Genomic DNA, 17,169 nt, shown 5'->3' with positions numbered 1-17,169 from the left:
TAGCTATTTGATACAGTTATCTCAGAAGCCGGCTCGTGGAGATAACTTCCATGCCTCATGTCAGTTTTGCGATCGATACAATTCTTAAAGATCTGAATGATCTAGAAAATGAAATTAATCGCGAGCTTTCGAAAGAAAGCGAAACAGGCCTTCCACAAATCATGGCGGAAAATGGCTACGCCAAGCAGCTCGGCGATATCCGCGAGCGAATAAGCCTCCTCCTGGAAAAGGTGAAATCCCGATTATCCAATTTGCTCCGGTTGAGGGACGTCCGCGGCTCAGGATCGCTCTCTGAAATGGGATTAGACAAAGAAATTCCCGAAGCTCTCAGTGAGTTATCCCAACTCTACGCCGTAAGCGAACGGCTGCAATCGCTCATCGCCACCATCAGTCTCAACCTCGACAGCACAACAAAATCTCTGACGCAGACCGTTACGGCGCACGCACTCAACTGGATTCAACTCATCACAAGCTGGATCAAACGCATCTCGACGCAGCTCTGGAATTTGCTGTGCAGCCTACTCACACCGCAGGAGTGGAAGCTTGCTGGCAGCCTCAGCTCCGGCCCCTTCGGCCTCGCCAACGCCAGCATCGAAATCACCTTTGGCCCGTGAGCCAATGTCTCAGAACGAGCCCGGCCTGCTTCCCCACCACTCAAGCATCTTAGGCGACACCACCGTCCGCGTCGTCCGCATTCCCCCACGGCACTCCGCAACATCCTCCTGACGCATCCCAAATGTTGCTATGCTCCCCGACGCCGAACGCTGGGGAGCCCACACACACATGACCCGCAGACACAATCGCACGCGGACGCTCGAGTCGCCTTTCCACGCGGCCGCGACTGCACTCACCGCGATCCTTTTCTGCGCCGCGCCATCGGCAGTGGCCGACGAATTGGCCAAGCTCCAGGACCATCTCGACCGCTACGTCGCGGGCGCCCGCCCCGCCCTCTATGACGGCGTCAAATGCTTCGACGACGATCAGCGACTATGGATGAAAAATGTCCGCGATGCCTGCCGCGGTGAGACCCAATGTCTGACCATCGCACTACGCGCCCGCCTGACGGCACTCCACCCCCTCCAGCCCGGAGCGGCAGCACTCGGCGACCTGGAAATGCCCGGCGTGCCGACGTTGGAAACCGTCATCCCGCCCGTTCCCGGCGTCGACAGCGGCACCACCGGCGACACGCCGATGGAGATCGTCGGTCAGCTCGTGCGGGAGAATGAGGATATCGACAACCTGGGCCTCGCCGTGCGCGACGCTCAAGGTGCGCCGCACGCCTTCGTTTACGATATGGACATCGGCTCAAGCCCCACGCACGACCCCGTCCGCGCGCACATCCGAAACGGCACCGACGCTACCTTCCGAAATTGAATAAAAGGATGCCCCAAAAGAACGCCCGGCAGCTTAATTGCGTCGCGGTCAGGCATAACGGAGCGGCCCGCGCTTTCCCCGGTATTCATTTCGCGGAAGCACTGGCCGCACACTGATGCATTGGCGTTAAACCCCACCTCAACGCAAGCACTCGGCCGAACCTTGGATACCGGGGACAAGCCCCGGTATGACAGACGGTGGTTTGTTTATTCTGCTCTAGCGAAAATCACGCGCCGCACGCTTTCGAAACTCAGCCCCACCACCACACGCACAACCGTCATCCCGGCACTTGTTGCCGGGATCTAACGTTCGGCTGGAGCGTCCATCCGAGATTGAACTCGCGTTTGCCCCAATGTTCCGTTCACGAACATATCTGCTATGCTCAATACCAATGAAAGAAGAAAGGGAGGAACGGATCGAATGCGACCACTTCACAGCAGTCAGAAAACCAAATCCCCAGCTGCAGCTTCCGCGCGGCGAGTCGAACAAGTAAGCGGCTCCAAAACTAAGGGGATATGCCCCCACAGTCGAGGCACTCAATCCCCACGTATCAACTAACACCACATGATCCCATGCAGTCTCCCAAGTTTCCAAACAAAAGTCAGCATCTACGGGATATAATCAATGCATCTCGGCTCAAGCATACCTGGAAAAATCGAGTGCGGGACGCACTAAGGCGCCAACCAATTCCAGATCCAGTCGAACATCTCGATTTTCACGTGCACCTGGGCGCTTCCTGTTCCGCCATCGAAGCCGAAGTGTGCTCCGCATCATACCTGCCCCGCGCACCGACCCGATTTCTATCAGAAAAATCGAAAGGATTGTGCCGACAGATCGTAATTCCCACCGTCAAAGATGCATTGATCATTCAAGCGTTGTCTGACGCACTTTGGGCCGAGATAAAGAAGAAGGCCCCATCTCCAAATGCCTACTACGCCCCAGGAGATCAAAAGTTCTCAACGCAACATCGTGGATACGAGGCGGAGTATGGCCCGACAGATCCCTGGCTCTCATTCCAAAAAGCTATCTTTGGGTTTGCCGAACAAAGAGAGTTTGTTGTTGTAACAGACATCGCTAATTACTACGATTTCATTTCCTACGATCATCTCAGAAACGTTCTTTCGTCTCTTTCTCTGACGAATGAATCAGCTCTCGATCTCCTGATATATTCGCTATCGTTCATGTTGTGGCAGCCAGACTACATGCCGAAGGTCTCCGTAGGACTCCCACAAATGAATCTCGACGCGCCAAGGCTTCTGGCACATTGCTTCCTCTTCGAGGTCGATCACTTGATTACAGAGAAGTCTAACGTTGAATTTGCGCGTTTTATGGATGACATGGATATCGGAGTGGACGATCTCCCTACCGCAAAGAAAATTGTCCGCGACCTAGACTTGGCCTTACAGACGCGTCAGTTACGCCTTAATTCCGGAAAAACCAAGATACTAACTAACAGCGCTGCTACTCGCCACTTCAAAATACAAGAAAACCGAATCATTGACGAACTAGCTGACGAAATTGAAAACCGGAAAAAGAACAAGAAGAGCATCTCCAGGCAGAGGACTAAAATTATTGAGCTACTCGACGAGTGGTGGAAGACGGGCATCTTCGATGACGGGAACGGAGACAAGATCTTAAAGCGCTTGATAAACTTGGCGCGCATAAACCGAGCTGAGATCAGTGCCTATCTAGTGCGCAACATCTTAGAAACGCGCCCTTCTCTTAGAGGCACAATTCTTAATTGGTGGCAGCATTCCCTCCATCCAAATGGACACATACAACGCATTGCCACCTTTGTGGAAAGCGGCATCATTATTGATCACGCCGCACTGATGGAAGTGGCCAGTAGCCTTGTCGCATGCAGACTACCGAACAACGATTTCTCCACATCCGCAGTCGATCGAATAATCGACACGCTGGATCCTAGAGACCCATGGTGCTTCTATGCTGCGCTTTGGATCGGCTCGAAGTATAGGTCGAGCGAGTATCTGATGGAAATGATTGAGGGTCACGGCACAACATGGCAAATGCATGAGCATACGGGACGCTTGGCAGCAGGCATATTCCCAATGATAAATCCCGGGCAGCGCACGAAGTTCAGAAGGATCATACAAAGATCTGGCAACTTGGGATCTCAATCGGTCTTAAAATTTCACGAGGCTCTTTTCGAAGGACCCGATGGAATTGCTTCGGTAAAACCCTTTTTATTGGCGCCAAATCCCTCCTTGCCGAATCGCCTCACGCACTCAAAATTTTTGATGGTTTCCACTGTCCTACAGAATCAGTCTTGTGGATCCGCAGCCAAGGCTGAGCTCAGGAGAGCCCATAAGACGGCTCTCACCGATGCGTTTTATTCGTCTCACATCGATTTAGAGGTAGCAGCTACAGCCGGTTAACCCCTACGAGTCGGCACTGACACCTTGATTTGTTTTCCGCTAACCTCCCCTCCTGATAAACATATCCCCGGACCCACGACGCCACGCAATCTGTCCCACCACGCCTGCCAAATATCGGGAGGAAAAAATGCCCGAACCCACCGTCAACGTTCGTTACATCGTCGCTGATGTTGAAGCCGCAATCGAATGGTACACGAACCATCTTGGCTTTGAGCTTCTGACGAACATGGCCCCCGCGTTTGCGGACGTTCGGCGCGGCGCGTTGCGGCTGTTGCTCAGTGGCCCGACAAGTTCAGCGGGACGGCCCATGCCGGACGGCGAACAGCCCCAGCCCGGCGGCTGGAACCGCATTCATCTTATCGTCGACGATCTCCCGGCCGAGGTCGCACGGCTGCGCGCGGCAGGTGTCAATTTTCGCAATGAGATCGTCACGGGGCCGGGTGGATCGCAGATCTTGATTATAGACCCGTCCGGAAATTTCGTTGAACTCTTCCAGCCGGCGCAGCACTGAGTACATCATGGACCGAGCCACAAAATCGGCCGCAGGGAGAATTTCCCCACGGCCAAGTTGTGCCATAGCTTAGCCTCACCACCTGAGGCCATCTAGCCCTGCCTCAATCACCCTGGAAAACCGGGTTGTCGCAGTGGCTTTGCGCGGTTAGCGCGTCCGCCTGCGCGGCCGAAACGCCGGTGACAAGTGCGAGAACAACGAAAAGCGAAGCGAGAATACGGCTCATGATCATCTTCCTTTTTTGAGAACTCATCGCGTGTGGTAATGACTGCCCACACGTCATTGATTTCGCTCTCAAGCCGAGAAGCGTTACACGCCTCGCAGACCTGTGATCATGTTGTTATGTAAGCCGAAGAGACCGCAGCACCTTGAGCTCTCGATGGCTCATAAGACCGGATCGGGCCAACAGCCGCCCGGTCCCCACCCAAAAACTTATCCCCGCCCTGGCTCCGCAGCCCTAAGCTCCTCTCAACCGCGTCCCACACGCTCAAGACAATCGCGCCGGCCGGTTTCGAAACGCGGATGCTTCGGGGCTCCCCTCTTGGCCCTGTTCAGTGCGCCACACACTAAAGCGTCCGCGCCTCGAAGCCGGCGGTCTCACGCCGGGTGAACCTCGCCAATTCTATAACGCACAGACAAAAGAAAAGCCTCGGGGCCGAGGGCCCACGAGGCATAGCGTCATGGCATCGATGGACTGCCCGGAGGATTACCGCGCAAAAACCGTAACGACCGCTTGCGGGCCTTTGGTCCGGATCGTTTTGTAACGCATCACAACGCGGCGAACGCGGCGCTTATTCCCCTTCAGGTCGATGGCACGCGTGCACGCGCCTGGACCGATCCGCTTACGGACCTTCACATCCTGCTTGCCGCCGTTGCCGAACACGACGTCAACATCGCGGAAGTGCACCGCACGGCGCGCGACACACAGCCGGATCTGCGAGAAGCGGCCCTCGCCAACCCCGCTCACCGAATCCGTTTCCATCTTGTCGGAAACCATTCGCGTCCCCAGGCGCTCCCACGCCTGAGCTTGCACCGCACTCATGCCGACGAGCAGGAGCGAAGCTCCAGCAACCGTTGCAAAGGTCCTGAACATCAATGTCTCCATGTTTGATACGACTTCCCTCGGCCAACCGGATAACGGTTTGGCCCGAAGAGTTCCGTCGTCCGCCATTCCGGATAAGTCCGTGGCAAATCGATGGCGAAACGAGGCGCTTGAACAAAAGATGAGAACATCCCGTGCAGACACGAAAAAACCTCGCAGACCAGTTGCGTCTGCGAGGTTCATAAGCCGGTGAATCGGCTTAGCTTCAGGCGCACGCGTCAGGTGGCGTGCGGCCGCATAAGGGGGTTATGCTGCGGGGCGCCATTTGCCCGACACGAAGCCGAATGCGATGGCATCGTTATAGCGGGTAGCGGCCGCTTCCAGTTTGTCCTTGGCGACCACGGTCACCGCCGCGCTGCCTTGGTGCTTCAAAAACCCGCTGAGTAGAATGACTTTCTTATCTTGCAGGTCGATCGTAGGGAACGACATGTCATGATCCTCTATTGGCCTCCCTCAGTGGCATCCTTCTGCCAGCCTCAAGTGGAGCCCGTGTGACAATATCCAGGCATTTTAATCAACATTTATTGACGCTTGGTGAGCTTCCAGAAAATCAGAAAGCGGTTTTCCGATAAGAAGCACGGCCAAACCCTAGGCAACGCCTGGCTCAAGCGGTTGTGATCCCCCTCACTCCATGCGCCGCCGGAACAACCAGGCGGCTGAACTCAACGTCACAATGGCGATGACCGCGAGGGGCGCTGTGTTGAGCGCGACGTCCCACGGTCCAAGGTCTTTGAGGAACACTCCCTTCACGATAACGAGGAAGTAGCTCAAAGGATCCATGTACGAGATCGGTTGTAGCCACTCAGGCATGTTCTCGATCGGCGTCGCGAACCCCGAAAGCAGCATCGCAGGCACCAGGAACAGAAACGCACCCAGGATCGCCTGCTGCTGCGTCATCGATAGCGACGAAATGAAAAGACCGATGCCGACAACCGAGGCCAGAAAGAAGAAGCCGCTGGCATAGAGAAGCACCACGGAGCCACGCAGCGGAATGCCGAACACGAAGACCGCCGCAAGAATGAAGATCGTGATGTGAAACATGCCGATCAGCATCGGCGGAACGAGCTTGCCGATGAGAATTTCATGCGGTCTGAGCGGAGAGACCATAAGCTGATCAAACGTACCGAGTTCGCGTTCCCGCGCCACCGACAGCGCCGTCACCACGAGCCCAATCAATAGCGCAATGCTCGCCACCAGGTTTGGCACCATGAACCAGAGGAAATCGAGATTCGGATTGAACCAGTTGCGTGGCTCAACACTCACCGGTGCAGCAAGCCGGCCATTGGCTTTCGCGGCATCCGCAGCCAGCCCGTTGATGATCTGCGTCAGATACCCCGACACGATCTGCGAAGCGTTGGAGCGACGGCCATCCAGAATGATCTGAACCGGCGCGGGCCGTCCCGCCGCGATATCCCTTGAGAACGTTGCGTCAATGCGGACAGCGGCCATCACACGCTGCATGTTGATCGCGTCCCTGATCTCAGCCGGATCTTCGGTCCGCAGCACATGCCGGAAGGACGGGGCACCGGAAATCCGCTGCACCAGTTCGTATCCCGCCACACCGGAATCCTGGTTGAGAATGAGGATATCGACGTTTTTGACTTCAAGAGTCGCCGCGTACGAAAACACCAGAAGCTGGATGATCGGCGGACCGATGAGAATGAAACGCCCCTTAGGATCGCGCAGAACCGCCAGCAACTCCTTCAAGATCAACGCTCTTAACCGCACCCACCACATGATCAACCGATCCTTTTGCGCGTGCTGCGCGCCGCCAGCACAAACAAAACCGTTCCCATCGCAAGCAGGATGGCGATGTTGCGCAGGAACAGCGGCCAGATATCTCCGGCAAGGAAGACGGTCTGTAAGCTCGCGATTACATACCGCGCCGGCACGATCATCGTGATCCATTGGATGACGACAGGCATCGACTCGATCTCAAATAAAAATCCGGACAGCAAAAACGCCGGCAAGAACCCGCTCATCAACGCCAGTTGCGATGCCAGGAACTGATTTTTTGTCGTCGCCGAAATCAGCAATCCCTGGCCGAGCGCAGGCAACAAAAACGCCGCCGAGATTGTGTAAAGCGCAAACAGTGAACCGCGAAACGGAACGCCAAATAGGAACACCGCAACGATTACACACAGCGTCATCGAAATAAGCCCGAGCACGAAATACGGCAGCACCTTTCCGGCAAGAAGTTCAGCCGCCGTCACCGGCGTCGCCATCATCGCTTCCATCGTCCCGCGCTCCCATTCGCGCGCAACGACAAGCGAAGTCAGCAGCGTCCCCACCAACGCCATGACGATGGCGACGGAACCCGGAACAAGGAAGTTGCGACTGGCCAGTTCCGGATTAAACCAGAACCGCTGCTCCGGATTGATCACGGGCAACCTGGACCCAACCTCAGCACTCCGCATTCGCCCCCAGTTCGCGACGACGCCCTGCGCGTAGTTTTGAACAAAGTTCGCTGTATTCGGATCGGAGCCATCGACGAGAACTTGAATTGGTGCGGCGTTGCCACTCGCGAAATCGCCTGCAAAGTTCGCCGGAATTACGACGATCCCGCGGATGCGGCCGCGAATGAGATCCTCTTCAAATTCACGCCGATCGTGCCCATTGATGACCCTGAAATAGCGCGATCCCTGGAAGCTCGCAGCGAGATCCTGAGTCACCGGTGTCGCGGATTCGACCACAAGCCCAATCCGCGTACGGGTCGCATCAAGCGAAACGCCATAACCGAACAGAAACAGCAGGATCAGCGGCAGAACAAAGGCGATCAAAATGCTGCTCGGATCGCGAAGAATCTGAAATGTTTCCTTTCTGACCAGAGCTAGAAAACGGCGGGTTCTAAGTTGCCTATTCCGCGCAGCGCCAAGCGACACACTCTGACCCGCATTGCTCATGCCGCAACAGCCTCCGCTTGAGACTGCTCCACCAATGCGATGAAGGCATCTTCCATCGTCGGGTCGGGATTTTCTGCGCTCGCCACACGCACTTTCAGTTCATCAGGCGAACCCAACGCAATGGATTGGCCGCGGTAGATGAGTGAGATGCGATCACAATACTCAGCCTCCTCCATGAAGTGCGTCGTCACCAGAACCGTCACACCCTTCTCCACGAGACCGTTGATGTGCGTCCAGAACTCTCGCCGGGAAATGGGATCAACCCCCGACGTCGGCTCGTCGAGAAACAATACTTCCGGCTCATGCATGACCGCACACGCCAAGGCGAGCCGCTGCTTGAGACCGAGCGGCAGATCCTTAGCTGACATTTTGGCATGCGGACCGAAATCAAAGATATCGTTCATCAGCGCGATGCGTTGCGACTTGCCTTTGCCTCGCAACCCATAAACACCTGCGAAAAATTCGAGGTTCTGACCAACCGTCAGATCTCCATAAAGCGAAAATTTCTGGGCCATGTAGCCCAAGCGATTGCGCGCCTCCGCTGTGTCGCGACGCAAATCGAAGCCCGCAACCCGCCCTTGTCCTGCGGTCGGTTTGAGTAGCCCGCAGAGCATTTTGAATGTCGTCGATTTACCTGCACCATTCGGCCCCAATAGTCCGAAAATCTGCCCGCGCGGAATCGAGAAGGTAATGTCCTGAGCGGCCGTGAAATCACCGAAGCGTTTGGTCAAGCCACGCGCCTCGATAACGGGCGCGGCATCTTGAGCGGGAAGTGCCTTAACGGCTTCCGCGAGCTGAGACGTCCCGCCCGGACCGCCGCCCAACAGGTCAACAAAGGCATCTTCAAAACGAGGTTGCGTCGGTGCGACCTCAACACCGGCCCCTTCGAGGAGAGGCTCCCCCTTCGCATCGGACCTCATGACAAGCCGGACGGCATCACCCTGAATAACGCCATCTATCACACCAGGCCGGTCCAACACCTTGGCCAAGAACTCTCGGCGTCTCCCCGAAATACCGGTGACCTTGAAGACCCGGCCTCCCATTCTCTCCGTGAGGTCTGACGGCGGTCCCGAGAATAGCAGTTTGCCCTGATTGAGGAGAAGCACGCGGTCACAAGCCTCAGCCTCATCGAGATAGGCTGTCGACCACACGACACCGACGCCTTCGGCCGTGAGGTTCTCCACCATCTTCCAAAGTTCGCGACGCGAAATCGGATCGACACCAACTCCTGGCTCATCAAGAAGCAGCAACCGCGGCTTTTGCAGCAACGCACACGCGAGACCCAGCTTTTGCTTCATTCCTCCAGAAAGCTTACCAGCCAATCGACGCGTAAAATTCTTGAGATCCGTGAAGCGCAAAAGTTCCTCAAAAACGCCAGAACGCTCGTGGAGGGGCAAACCTCTAAGATCCGCATAAAGATTGAGGTTCTCTTGTACCGAAAGGTCTTCGTAGAGCCCAAACCGCTGCGGCATATATCCAATTGCATCATGGATACGCGCGGCCTCCGACCGGCTGTCGAAACCGAGTACCGAAAGCGAGCCTTCGTCAGGTACGAGCAGTCCGGTCATCAAACGGATGAGCGTTGTCTTGCCCGCGCCATCTGGCCCAATGAGCCCGGTGATCTCACCACCGCGTATAATTCCAGAGACATCGTCAAGGGCCGGCGAGGACGCGCCGAAGCTTTTCGTAACTCGAGAAAGAGTGACGTAAGGCGCGGCGCCGCTCTCGCGCGTGGAAGACATCATGAACCAGCCTGAAGGCTTGCAGACTTAGACGGCAAACGCACCGTGACCGGCATCCCCTGACGCAATCCATTATCAGGATCGTCAATTACGACGCGCAAACGATAGACAAGGCTCGTCCGCAACTCGGGCGTTTCAACCGTCTTAGGAGTGAACTCAGCCACAGGTGAGATGAACCCGATCTGTCCGAGATAGACGCGCTTTGGATCACTGTCAGAGGTAACGCCCACGGCCATACCGGGATGGATCTGACCAAGACGCGTTTCTCCGATATACGTCCGCACCCAAACCGGTTTTGTAAGCGATAGGACGTAGATTGGTTCTCCAGGAGACACGATTGCGCCCACCTCACGAACACGAGAGAGGATGATGCCATCGGATGGCGCACGCAGTTGCGTATCCTCAACTAAGGTTTTCGCCATAGCGAGTTCCGCTTCGGCATTGTGCGACTGCGCGCGTGCAACTGCCAAATCTTCCGGGCGAGTTCCCTCTTCCAGAAGCCGCAACGCCTCCCGCGCAGCCTTCTCCCGCGCGACGGCCATATCTTTGTTGGCTTGCGCCTGATCGAGTGCGGCCTTGGACGCAGCGCCTGCTGGCGTCAGTTTCAGCATCCGTTCGAAGGCAGGCTCCGCATTAGCGACATCTGCCACGCGTTCCGCCAGAACAGCACGCGCCTGCGCAATCTCAGCTTCTCTCGGGCCAGCTTCAAGCTTCGCAAGATTGGCCTGTTGGCTTGCCAGCTGAGCTTCGGCAGCGTTCACCCGGTCTTTGTAAGGTTGGTCATCAAGTCGCGCGAGCACATCACCCGCTTTGACGCTATCCCCCTCTTCGAAAGACATCTCGGCTACGCGGCCACTCACGCGAAATCCCAGTTGCACCTGCCGGATATCGACATTGCCGTAAAGCGTCAGACCCTCACTCGCCTTTGAAACAAAGCCCAAGCGCGCAGGAATGTTGAACCACCAAGCAGTGGCACCAACTCCTATCAAGACAGCAAATACAATGAATAATCTTTTGCTCATGGCGCCAACCCCCCGGCGGCCGACGCCTGCAAAGCAGAAACGTTACGCCCGATCATCTGGGCAATTTCTGAAAATTCAGATGTGCCGATGTTCCGCCAGCCGAGCGCCCGCAACACAGCTGCGCGACCGGACCGAAATATCAGAATTTGTCCGATCAGCCCGATAGCTTGAACCTGCACAGTTTTCGACTGCGGTGGCTGGCCAACTATCGCTGCAACAAGTTGTGTTGCCGTTCCTATGTACCGACCCATCCCACCGTCATAAAGCCGATCAAAAGCCGCGCTTGGGTGTTGCTGCTCACGAATGATGAAGCTCGCCCAAGATGCTGTCTCGTCGCTGACGAGCAGGTGCGCGAACGTCGTCAGCATATCTACCAAGAGCCCGCGCGCCTCATCTGGCGAAGGTAGGTATCTGGCTTTACCGTTTTCATCGAGATCCAAACGGCTGCGTATCTTTTCCGCAAGCGGCTCCATATGCGCACGAATACGGCTCGCGATGTGCTCAGCCACCGCCAGATAAAGCCCTTCCTTGCTTCCGAAGTAATAGGGGATCGCTTGCAGGTTCACGCCAGCATGCGTTGCCAATAACCGCGTCGACGCAGATTCGAAACCGTGCGTCCCAAACACTTCGATAGATGCGAGCAGTAATTTGTTTTGCGTCTCGTCGTTGGCTTCAACAGCCGCGCGAGATACTGCCCCCTTAGCTTGTCGCACCCTAGATTTTGCAGGTTTACCGCCAGCTTTACCCGTCCCAGCGGACGCGACCTTGCGCGCCTTGCTCCGCGGAGCGGTTGCTTTGACCTTGGGGCGCATTCGGCCACCATGACGCTCTCTTGACGTATCCATAATACGCCAACATAGGCAACGTCCATCATAAATTCAATCGATTGATTTAATTTATGATGGACCCCAAAGGTCAACAATGTCGGGCAGTGGCCAAATAGAACCGTGCAGCCTAACAAGGCGTGAGCCCACGGCCATCTGAAAGCGTAAGTCACTTGAACTCAGCATCGGATTTGCACGTTGGGTTCATCTGAAAATCACAGACTAAAAACAACACTTCACGTTCGCGAGAAAACCCTAAGAGTACGCCTGCGAACCGGAACGGCATCTCATTGATCCGTGTTACGGATGTATAGTTTCTTTGAAAGGAAATGAGATGCTAAAGGCCGTAATTGCGAATGCGATCTCAGTGTGCGCATTGATTTTACTAAGTTCCTTGCCAGCACTTTCCGAAACAAGCTGGTACACGGCAGATCAGGCCAGCAAGGGTCATACGCTGTTCAACAATCACTGCGCCGAATGTCACCGTCCCGATCTTACGGGCGCGATGGGTCCAGCCTTAATCGGCAAACCTTTCCTGCAACACTGGGGAGGACAGCCTGTCGAAGCACTCTTTCAATTCGAGCATGAAAAGATGCCGGCCACGAACCCAGGCTCTTTGCCCAAGGATGAAGTGCTAGCCATCACCGCGTATATACTTCAGCGTAATGGTCTGTCAGCGGGTTCAAAAGCCCTTTCGGAGGCAACCGCCAAAACAATGAAGATTCCCCAATCGGTCTCAAAATAACTGCACCAAGATAAAAGCTAAATAGATTTCAGCGTCAGCGGCTCCCTGATGACGACGATACCGTCATCAGAAAGCCGTTACGTGCCTCCCGGAAAGTACTAACGGACGCGACCCCGATCTACGCTGCCGGCACCCATTTGCCAGAAACGTAGCAAAAGGCTACCGCGTCCGTATGGCGCTCCATTTCGGTTTGCAGCTTCTCAAGCGCTACGACTTGCACCTCTTCGTCCGTCGAGTTGTCGGACCATTGGTAGCCGCTCAGAAGAATGACCTTCTTCGTATTCAAATCAATCGTTGGGTACGGCATGCCATTCACCTCTGTGGCCCCCGTCGTCCCCACAAACTAGTGTGCCATGATCTCGTCTGAGGTCACCCGGCAATCCACAATATGCGCGATCAACTATTGTTGCAGATAGGAAATATAATTCATCAAATATGCAGAGCGGCCTTCTGTCCCGCATCTAACAACGGCGATTGCTTCAACCGCATCGCTATGTGGTAATTCTCATGTACAGGAGTGAAACACCCATCACACGACAAGCGAGGTACCAGCCAAGTGCACGGTCATGACCATTCCGACCATGGGCACTCTCACACCCACGGCGCTAACGAACGCAGTGTCGGAATAGCGGCACTCCTGACGGGCGGGTTCATGATGGCCGAGGTGGTCGGCGGGCTTCTGTCAGGATCTTTGGCCTTGCTCGCGGATGCCGGCCACATGCTGACAGACTTCGCTAGTCTGGCGCTCGCGTGGTTTGGTTTTCGCCTCGTACGCAAGCCGGCCGATTGGAAGCGCACCTACGGGTTCGACCGTTTCTCCATCCTCGTCGCGTTCGTCAACGGCCTGACGTTGTTCGCCATAGCCGCCTGGATCACCTTTGAAGCGATCCATCGTTTGCGCCAACCTGTCGAAGTCATGGGCGGCTTGATGTTCTGGGTCGCCTTCGCCGGCCTCGCCGTCAATGTCCTTTCATTTTTGATCCTCCAGAGCGGCGATAAGGAGAACCTGAACATTCGCGCTGCGGCTTTACACGTCATGGGCGACCTACTCGGTTCAGTCGCTGCCATCGCGGCAGCTCTGATCATTATTTTCACAGGTTGGATGCCGATTGACCCGATTCTATCGGTCCTGGTCGCACTTATAATCTTGCGATCAGCTTGGCGCGTCGTTAGCGAAAGTGCACATATTTTGCTTGAGGGCAGTCCCACGCACATCGATGTCCGGGAAATCGAGACTGACTTGGCCAGCGCGGTGTCAGGCGTCGCAGACATCCATCATGTTCACGCCTGGTCGATCACGCAGGAGCGGCCGATGATCACCCTCCACGCTCGGCTTGAACCCTCCGCCAACAGTGACGCAGTTCTTGTCGCGATCAAAAAACGGCTCGCGACCCACTTCAAGATCACCCATGCCACCGTCGAGATCGAACGCGAAACATGCGTTGATGGACATAAGGGATGTTAAAGACCCGAGTATCGCGATTGCCCAACGGGAAACCGAATGGCCAATCGCAGAACTTGGCTGTTACCCTCGACGGCCGAATAGATCACGTCACCCGAGTTACTGAATCGGCGTCTGGCCATTCGGACCGTACCGCCGATAAAGCCATTCCACCATCTCCCTAACGGCCGCATCTGCCTTTTCGCCGGGAAAGTTCGTTGTTACGACGATGCCAATATCGTGATCAGAATCAACGAGGATCGTGGCCAGATTGAGCGAATTGGATCCATTGTGTGTCAGAACTGGCCGTGAAGTCCAATCCATTTTGGCCAATCCCCAACCAAGCGCATACTGGCCGGTTTTTGGGGTGCCGGGTTTGGGGTTTTTGATCTCCGGAGTCGTGACAATAGCCGTGTGCAGACGCTCAACAGTCTCAGGTTTTACCAACGCTGGTCCGCGCCGCCCAACGCCCGCATTCCAATCCGCCCAAATTGCAAAATCGGAAATCGACATGTGCGCATTTCCTGCCGGTCCCATGACTGCGGGAACATCGGCGGCCGGTCCCCATGGCATCGGAATGATCTTCCCGTCGTCGTGGATTCTGTGGCCGATAGCGGCATCATAACGGCCGAACGTTGCCTGAGGACCGAGCCCGGCTGTCGTCAATCCCAACGGCTCGAATATCCGGGTCGTGATGAGGCTTTCCCAGGCCTCTCCCGAGACCTCCTCGATCATTGCCCCCGCGATCACATAGCCGAAATTCGCATACTGGAAAGGTGAGCCTTCAGGTATCTTCGGCGCGTTCTTGCTCCCCCACTCAGCGATAATGCGCCTGCGATAATCATGGAGTGAATAGTCGTAGCTCTTGTCGCTGAAGTAGAGCTTTATCATCTCTTCGTCGTCAGTCGGTATTCCGCTGGAATGAGATAGCAACTGCTCGAGCGTTATCTTTGAAAATGCGGGCGTGAGACCGGGCATGTCAGCCCCTAGGACATCACCAATCGTCGATGTCCAACTCAGCTTGCCATCTTCCACCATCATGGCAGCAATTGTCGCGGTCATCGCTTTGGTGTCTGATCCCAAATGAAACCGGTCATCAATCTTGGTCTCTGTATCTCCACCCAGCATACGTTTGCCCGTCACACCCTTCGCAACGATCCGGCCGCCCTTCGTGACTGCAGCCGCCAGCGACGGCAGCGTGTACTTCGCCCGGAGGTTTTCAAGTTGCGATGTAAGAGCACCATCGTCGGCAAAGGACGAAAGCGGGAATAGAAACGTTGCGGCAAACGCCACAATCAACGCCAACGACGTCACAACAGCGCGCATAAGACCTCCGATTTGCACGAACGCCTCTAAGTAGCATCCGTAGCCCACTCACGGCACAGAACAGCCACTCTAACGTTAAGTCTTCTTTACTTTGCCCCACGCCAGAGCCGGCAGAACAAGCTGAAGATAAGAAACGGCGCGAGACCGATGCCAATCATTTCCTGCGCCTGCATCCGCGCTCATACCTAGTCATCACGCATCCGATCGGATAGTTAGAGTCGGACGTGAAAATCGTCAGCGGAGTATGTGCGTTGAAGCCTGCCAGATTATTTCACCACCTCACGATCGCCGTGGGAGTTGTCCTCACGGCCACCTTCGCGGCGACACCATCCGCAACGGCAGCGAAGTGCGGCAACGGCCCAGGCGGCTTCTCCTCCTGGCTGAACGATTTCGAGGCGCGCGCCAAAGCCAATGGCATCACGCAGCGCACGCTTGATCGAGCACTGAGCGGCGTTACCTATGACCCCAACGTCATAAGGCGAGATCGTTCGCAAAAATCATTCAAACTGAGTTTCGAAGAATTCTACAAGAGGCGCGTCGGCAGCTACCTGATGAAGCAGTCTCAGGCACGCTTGAAACGTCATGCCGGCCTGCTGGCAAGTATCGAAAAACGCTACGGCGTCCCCGGCGAGATCCTAGTCTCGATCTGGGGCTTGGAGACGAACTTCGGCAAAGACACCGCGGGCAAATACTCCATCATCCGGTCCATCGCGACGCTGGCTTATGATTGCCGTCGCTCTGAATTTTTCACGGACCACCTACTCGCCGCGCTCAGGATTGTGCAGAAGGGTGACATGAGCCCGAAAGACATGCGAGGCGGCTGGGCGGGCGAAATCGGACAAGTTCAATTTCTACCCGGCTCTTACGACAAATATGCAGTCGACTTCGACGGCAACGGACACCGGGATCTCGTGCACAGCATTCCTGACTTGCTTGCCTCGACCGCCAACTATCTTCGCGCCCACGGCTGGCAGAAGGGGGCATCCTGGGATCCCGGCACAGCCAATTATCAAGTCATCAAGGCCTGGAACCGCGCTGACGTCTACGCCCGCACCATCGCGGTCATGGCGAACCGCCTGCAGAGCTGATAGGAACACCGCACATTGCGACTTGACCAGTCCATAAACAATGCGATGGCCATGGACGACGAGGCATGGGCGCGTCATGCCAATCCATGGAGCGTCTGGACGAGACTAGCCACACTCCCGGCTTTCGCTTTAGCGGTCTATGCCCGTGTATGGATTGGATGGTGGTGCCTCATACCGATTGGCCTCATCGTAATTTTTCTCTGGTTGAACACGCGCATCTTCTCGAAGGCGACAACAGACGAACGTTGGGAGACTCGTGCCATACGCGGCGAGCAGCTTTGGCTCGCCCGCAAAGAGAATCCGATTCCGGAACATCACAAGACAGCAACGTTCTGGATCGTTTTCGGCAGCTGCGTCGCGATCGCCCCGCTCGCCATCGGGTTGGTCATGCTCGACCCTTGGGCCATCGCTCTCGGTGTCGCGGGAATGTTGTTCGGCCAGCTCTGGTTCCTCGACCGGCTTGCTTGGCTCTATGCTGAAACACGCAACAGCGAAGGCAAGTAAGGTATCTCATCTCGTTTACAATTTGTATCCTCGTCGTCATCCCGGGGCTTGTCCCCGGGATCCAAGTTCCGGTTCAAGTCAGCTGGCAAGCTAGGCACGACAGCGAAGTGCTCACCGGCATGCGTGCCAGCGACGGCAATGGAATTAATCTTGGGTCTGAGTTACGCTCATGCGGTCCAACTAAGGAGCTT

18 protein-coding genes are annotated in these 17,169 nt (G+C 55.8%); 8 read left to right on the top strand and 10 right to left on the bottom strand.

The genetic code is table 11. The annotated features are described in order from the left end of the window. Positions 1-50 precede the first annotated feature (50 nt). The 4 genes from YBN1229_RS16980 to YBN1229_RS16965 all read left to right on the top strand — a co-directional run bounded on the left by YBN1229_RS16980 (position 51) and on the right by YBN1229_RS16965 (position 4,281). The gene (locus YBN1229_RS16980; RefSeq protein WP_046479383.1) at positions 51-614 is read left to right on the top strand and encodes a hypothetical protein; all 564 of its coding nucleotides are present in this window, start codon (positions 51-53) and stop codon (positions 612-614) included. A 169-nt stretch (positions 615-783) separates the two neighbouring features. Continuing rightward, complete coding sequence (locus YBN1229_RS16975; RefSeq protein ID WP_046479382.1) at positions 784-1,374, top strand: hypothetical protein; 591 nt, start codon at positions 784-786, stop codon at positions 1,372-1,374. A gap of 659 nt (positions 1,375-2,033) precedes the next feature. Further along, complete coding sequence (locus tag YBN1229_RS16970) at positions 2,034-3,770, top strand: RNA-directed DNA polymerase (RefSeq protein WP_152025033.1); 1,737 nt, start codon at positions 2,034-2,036, stop codon at positions 3,768-3,770. A gap of 127 nt (positions 3,771-3,897) precedes the next feature. After that, positions 3,898-4,281 (top strand): VOC family protein, encoded by a 384-nt coding sequence (locus YBN1229_RS16965; protein WP_046479380.1) that lies wholly within the window; start codon positions 3,898-3,900, stop codon positions 4,279-4,281. Positions 4,282-4,384: 103 nt separating this feature from the next. Here YBN1229_RS16965 and YBN1229_RS19285 read toward each other — a convergent pair whose 3' ends face one another. The 8 genes from YBN1229_RS19285 to YBN1229_RS16930 form a co-directional block, all read right to left on the bottom strand. Continuing rightward, a complete protein-coding gene (locus YBN1229_RS19285) occupies positions 4,385-4,507 on the bottom strand; it encodes a hypothetical protein (RefSeq protein ID WP_280136716.1) in 123 nt (40 codons plus the stop codon). A 480-nt stretch (positions 4,508-4,987) separates the two neighbouring features. Next, entirely contained in the window at positions 4,988-5,374 is a 387-nt protein-coding gene (locus YBN1229_RS16960) for a hypothetical protein (RefSeq protein WP_139165319.1), read from the bottom strand. Between the two features lie 255 nt (positions 5,375-5,629). Next, positions 5,630-5,812 (bottom strand): hypothetical protein, encoded by a 183-nt coding sequence (locus YBN1229_RS16955; RefSeq protein ID WP_046479378.1) that lies wholly within the window; start codon positions 5,810-5,812, stop codon positions 5,630-5,632. Positions 5,813-6,007: 195 nt separating this feature from the next. Next, positions 6,008-7,120 (bottom strand): ABC transporter permease, encoded by a 1,113-nt coding sequence (locus YBN1229_RS16950; RefSeq protein ID WP_046479377.1) that lies wholly within the window; start codon positions 7,118-7,120, stop codon positions 6,008-6,010. A gap of 2 nt (positions 7,121-7,122) precedes the next feature. Continuing rightward, complete coding sequence (locus tag YBN1229_RS16945; protein WP_046479376.1) at positions 7,123-8,286, bottom strand: ABC transporter permease; 1,164 nt, start codon at positions 8,284-8,286, stop codon at positions 7,123-7,125. Further along, positions 8,283-10,031, bottom strand: a complete 1,749-nt coding sequence (locus tag YBN1229_RS16940) for an ATP-binding cassette domain-containing protein (RefSeq protein WP_046479375.1) — start codon at positions 10,029-10,031, stop codon at positions 8,283-8,285. Before YBN1229_RS16940 ends, YBN1229_RS16945 begins: the two co-directional genes overlap by 4 nt. Then, positions 10,028-11,050: a secretion protein HlyD gene (gene hlyD, locus YBN1229_RS16935; protein ID WP_046479374.1), complete on the bottom strand. Its 1,023-nt coding sequence runs from the start codon at positions 11,048-11,050 to the stop codon at positions 10,028-10,030. The genes YBN1229_RS16940 and hlyD overlap by 4 nt, the downstream gene beginning before the upstream one ends. After that, positions 11,047-11,895: a CerR family C-terminal domain-containing protein gene (locus YBN1229_RS16930; RefSeq protein ID WP_082101192.1), complete on the bottom strand. Its 849-nt coding sequence runs from the start codon at positions 11,893-11,895 to the stop codon at positions 11,047-11,049. The genes hlyD and YBN1229_RS16930 overlap by 4 nt, the downstream gene beginning before the upstream one ends. 313 nt (positions 11,896-12,208) lie before the next feature. Here YBN1229_RS16930 and YBN1229_RS16925 point away from each other — a divergent pair, with 313 nt between their 5' ends. Next, positions 12,209-12,619 (top strand): c-type cytochrome, encoded by a 411-nt coding sequence (locus YBN1229_RS16925; RefSeq protein ID WP_052744046.1) that lies wholly within the window; start codon positions 12,209-12,211, stop codon positions 12,617-12,619. 118 nt (positions 12,620-12,737) lie between these two features. On the opposite strand, the gene YBN1229_RS16920 is transcribed toward YBN1229_RS16925, so the two are convergent. Continuing rightward, positions 12,738-12,926 carry a hypothetical protein gene (locus YBN1229_RS16920; RefSeq protein WP_139165321.1) on the bottom strand — a complete coding sequence of 63 codons (189 nt, stop codon included), beginning with the start codon at positions 12,924-12,926 and terminating at the stop codon, positions 12,738-12,740. 249 nt (positions 12,927-13,175) lie between these two features. Here YBN1229_RS16920 and YBN1229_RS16915 point away from each other — a divergent pair, with 249 nt between their 5' ends. Beyond that, a complete protein-coding gene (locus tag YBN1229_RS16915; RefSeq protein WP_046479372.1) occupies positions 13,176-14,084 on the top strand; it encodes a cation diffusion facilitator family transporter in 909 nt (302 codons plus the stop codon). Positions 14,085-14,180: 96 nt separating this feature from the next. Here the strand turns inward: YBN1229_RS16915 and YBN1229_RS16910 are convergent, their stop codons facing one another. Further along, positions 14,181-15,404: a serine hydrolase domain-containing protein gene (locus YBN1229_RS16910; protein ID WP_244466779.1), complete on the bottom strand. Its 1,224-nt coding sequence runs from the start codon at positions 15,402-15,404 to the stop codon at positions 14,181-14,183. Between the two features lie 206 nt (positions 15,405-15,610). Between YBN1229_RS16910 and YBN1229_RS16905 the strand changes: the two genes are divergently transcribed. Further along, positions 15,611-16,474, top strand: a complete 864-nt coding sequence (locus tag YBN1229_RS16905) for a lytic murein transglycosylase (RefSeq protein WP_342027537.1) — start codon at positions 15,611-15,613, stop codon at positions 16,472-16,474. Positions 16,475-16,489: 15 nt separating this feature from the next. Further along, positions 16,490-16,978, top strand: coding sequence for a DUF6653 family protein (locus YBN1229_RS16900; RefSeq protein ID WP_046479370.1), 489 nt, complete (start codon positions 16,490-16,492; stop codon positions 16,976-16,978). Positions 16,979-17,169 lie beyond the last annotated feature (191 nt).

Source organism: Candidatus Filomicrobium marinum, assembly GCF_000981545.1.
GTDB lineage: Bacteria > Pseudomonadota > Alphaproteobacteria > Rhizobiales > Hyphomicrobiaceae > Filomicrobium > Filomicrobium insigne.
Note: the sequence above shows the minus strand (reverse complement) of the source record. Positions and strands in the feature narration are given on the sequence as shown.

Bases quoted from the DNA above. Each gene is read 5' to 3' on its own strand.
- YBN1229_RS16980 (WP_046479383.1), top strand. From the start codon at position 51: ATGCCTCATGTCAGTTTTGCGATCGATACAATTCTTAAAGATCTGAAT.
- YBN1229_RS16975 (WP_046479382.1), top strand. From the start codon at position 784: ATGACCCGCAGACACAATCGCACGCGGACGCTCGAGTCGCCTTTCCAC.
- YBN1229_RS16965 (WP_046479380.1), top strand. From the start codon at position 3,898: ATGCCCGAACCCACCGTCAACGTTCGTTACATCGTCGCTGATGTTGAA.
- YBN1229_RS19285 (WP_280136716.1), bottom strand. From the start codon at position 4,507: ATGAGCCGTATTCTCGCTTCGCTTTTCGTTGTTCTCGCACTTGTCACC.
- YBN1229_RS16960 (WP_139165319.1), bottom strand. From the start codon at position 5,374: ATGTTCAGGACCTTTGCAACGGTTGCTGGAGCTTCGCTCCTGCTCGTC.
- YBN1229_RS16955 (WP_046479378.1), bottom strand. From the start codon at position 5,812: ATGTCGTTCCCTACGATCGACCTGCAAGATAAGAAAGTCATTCTACTC.
- YBN1229_RS16950 (WP_046479377.1), bottom strand. From the start codon at position 7,120: ATGTGGTGGGTGCGGTTAAGAGCGTTGATCTTGAAGGAGTTGCTGGCG.
- YBN1229_RS16945 (WP_046479376.1), bottom strand. From the start codon at position 8,286: ATGAGCAATGCGGGTCAGAGTGTGTCGCTTGGCGCTGCGCGGAATAGG.
- YBN1229_RS16940 (WP_046479375.1), bottom strand. From the start codon at position 10,031: ATGATGTCTTCCACGCGCGAGAGCGGCGCCGCGCCTTACGTCACTCTT.
- hlyD (WP_046479374.1), bottom strand. From the start codon at position 11,050: ATGAGCAAAAGATTATTCATTGTATTTGCTGTCTTGATAGGAGTTGGT.
- YBN1229_RS16930 (WP_082101192.1), bottom strand. From the start codon at position 11,895: ATGGATACGTCAAGAGAGCGTCATGGTGGCCGAATGCGCCCCAAGGTC.
- YBN1229_RS16925 (WP_052744046.1), top strand. From the start codon at position 12,209: ATGCTAAAGGCCGTAATTGCGAATGCGATCTCAGTGTGCGCATTGATT.
- YBN1229_RS16920 (WP_139165321.1), bottom strand. From the start codon at position 12,926: ATGCCGTACCCAACGATTGATTTGAATACGAAGAAGGTCATTCTTCTG.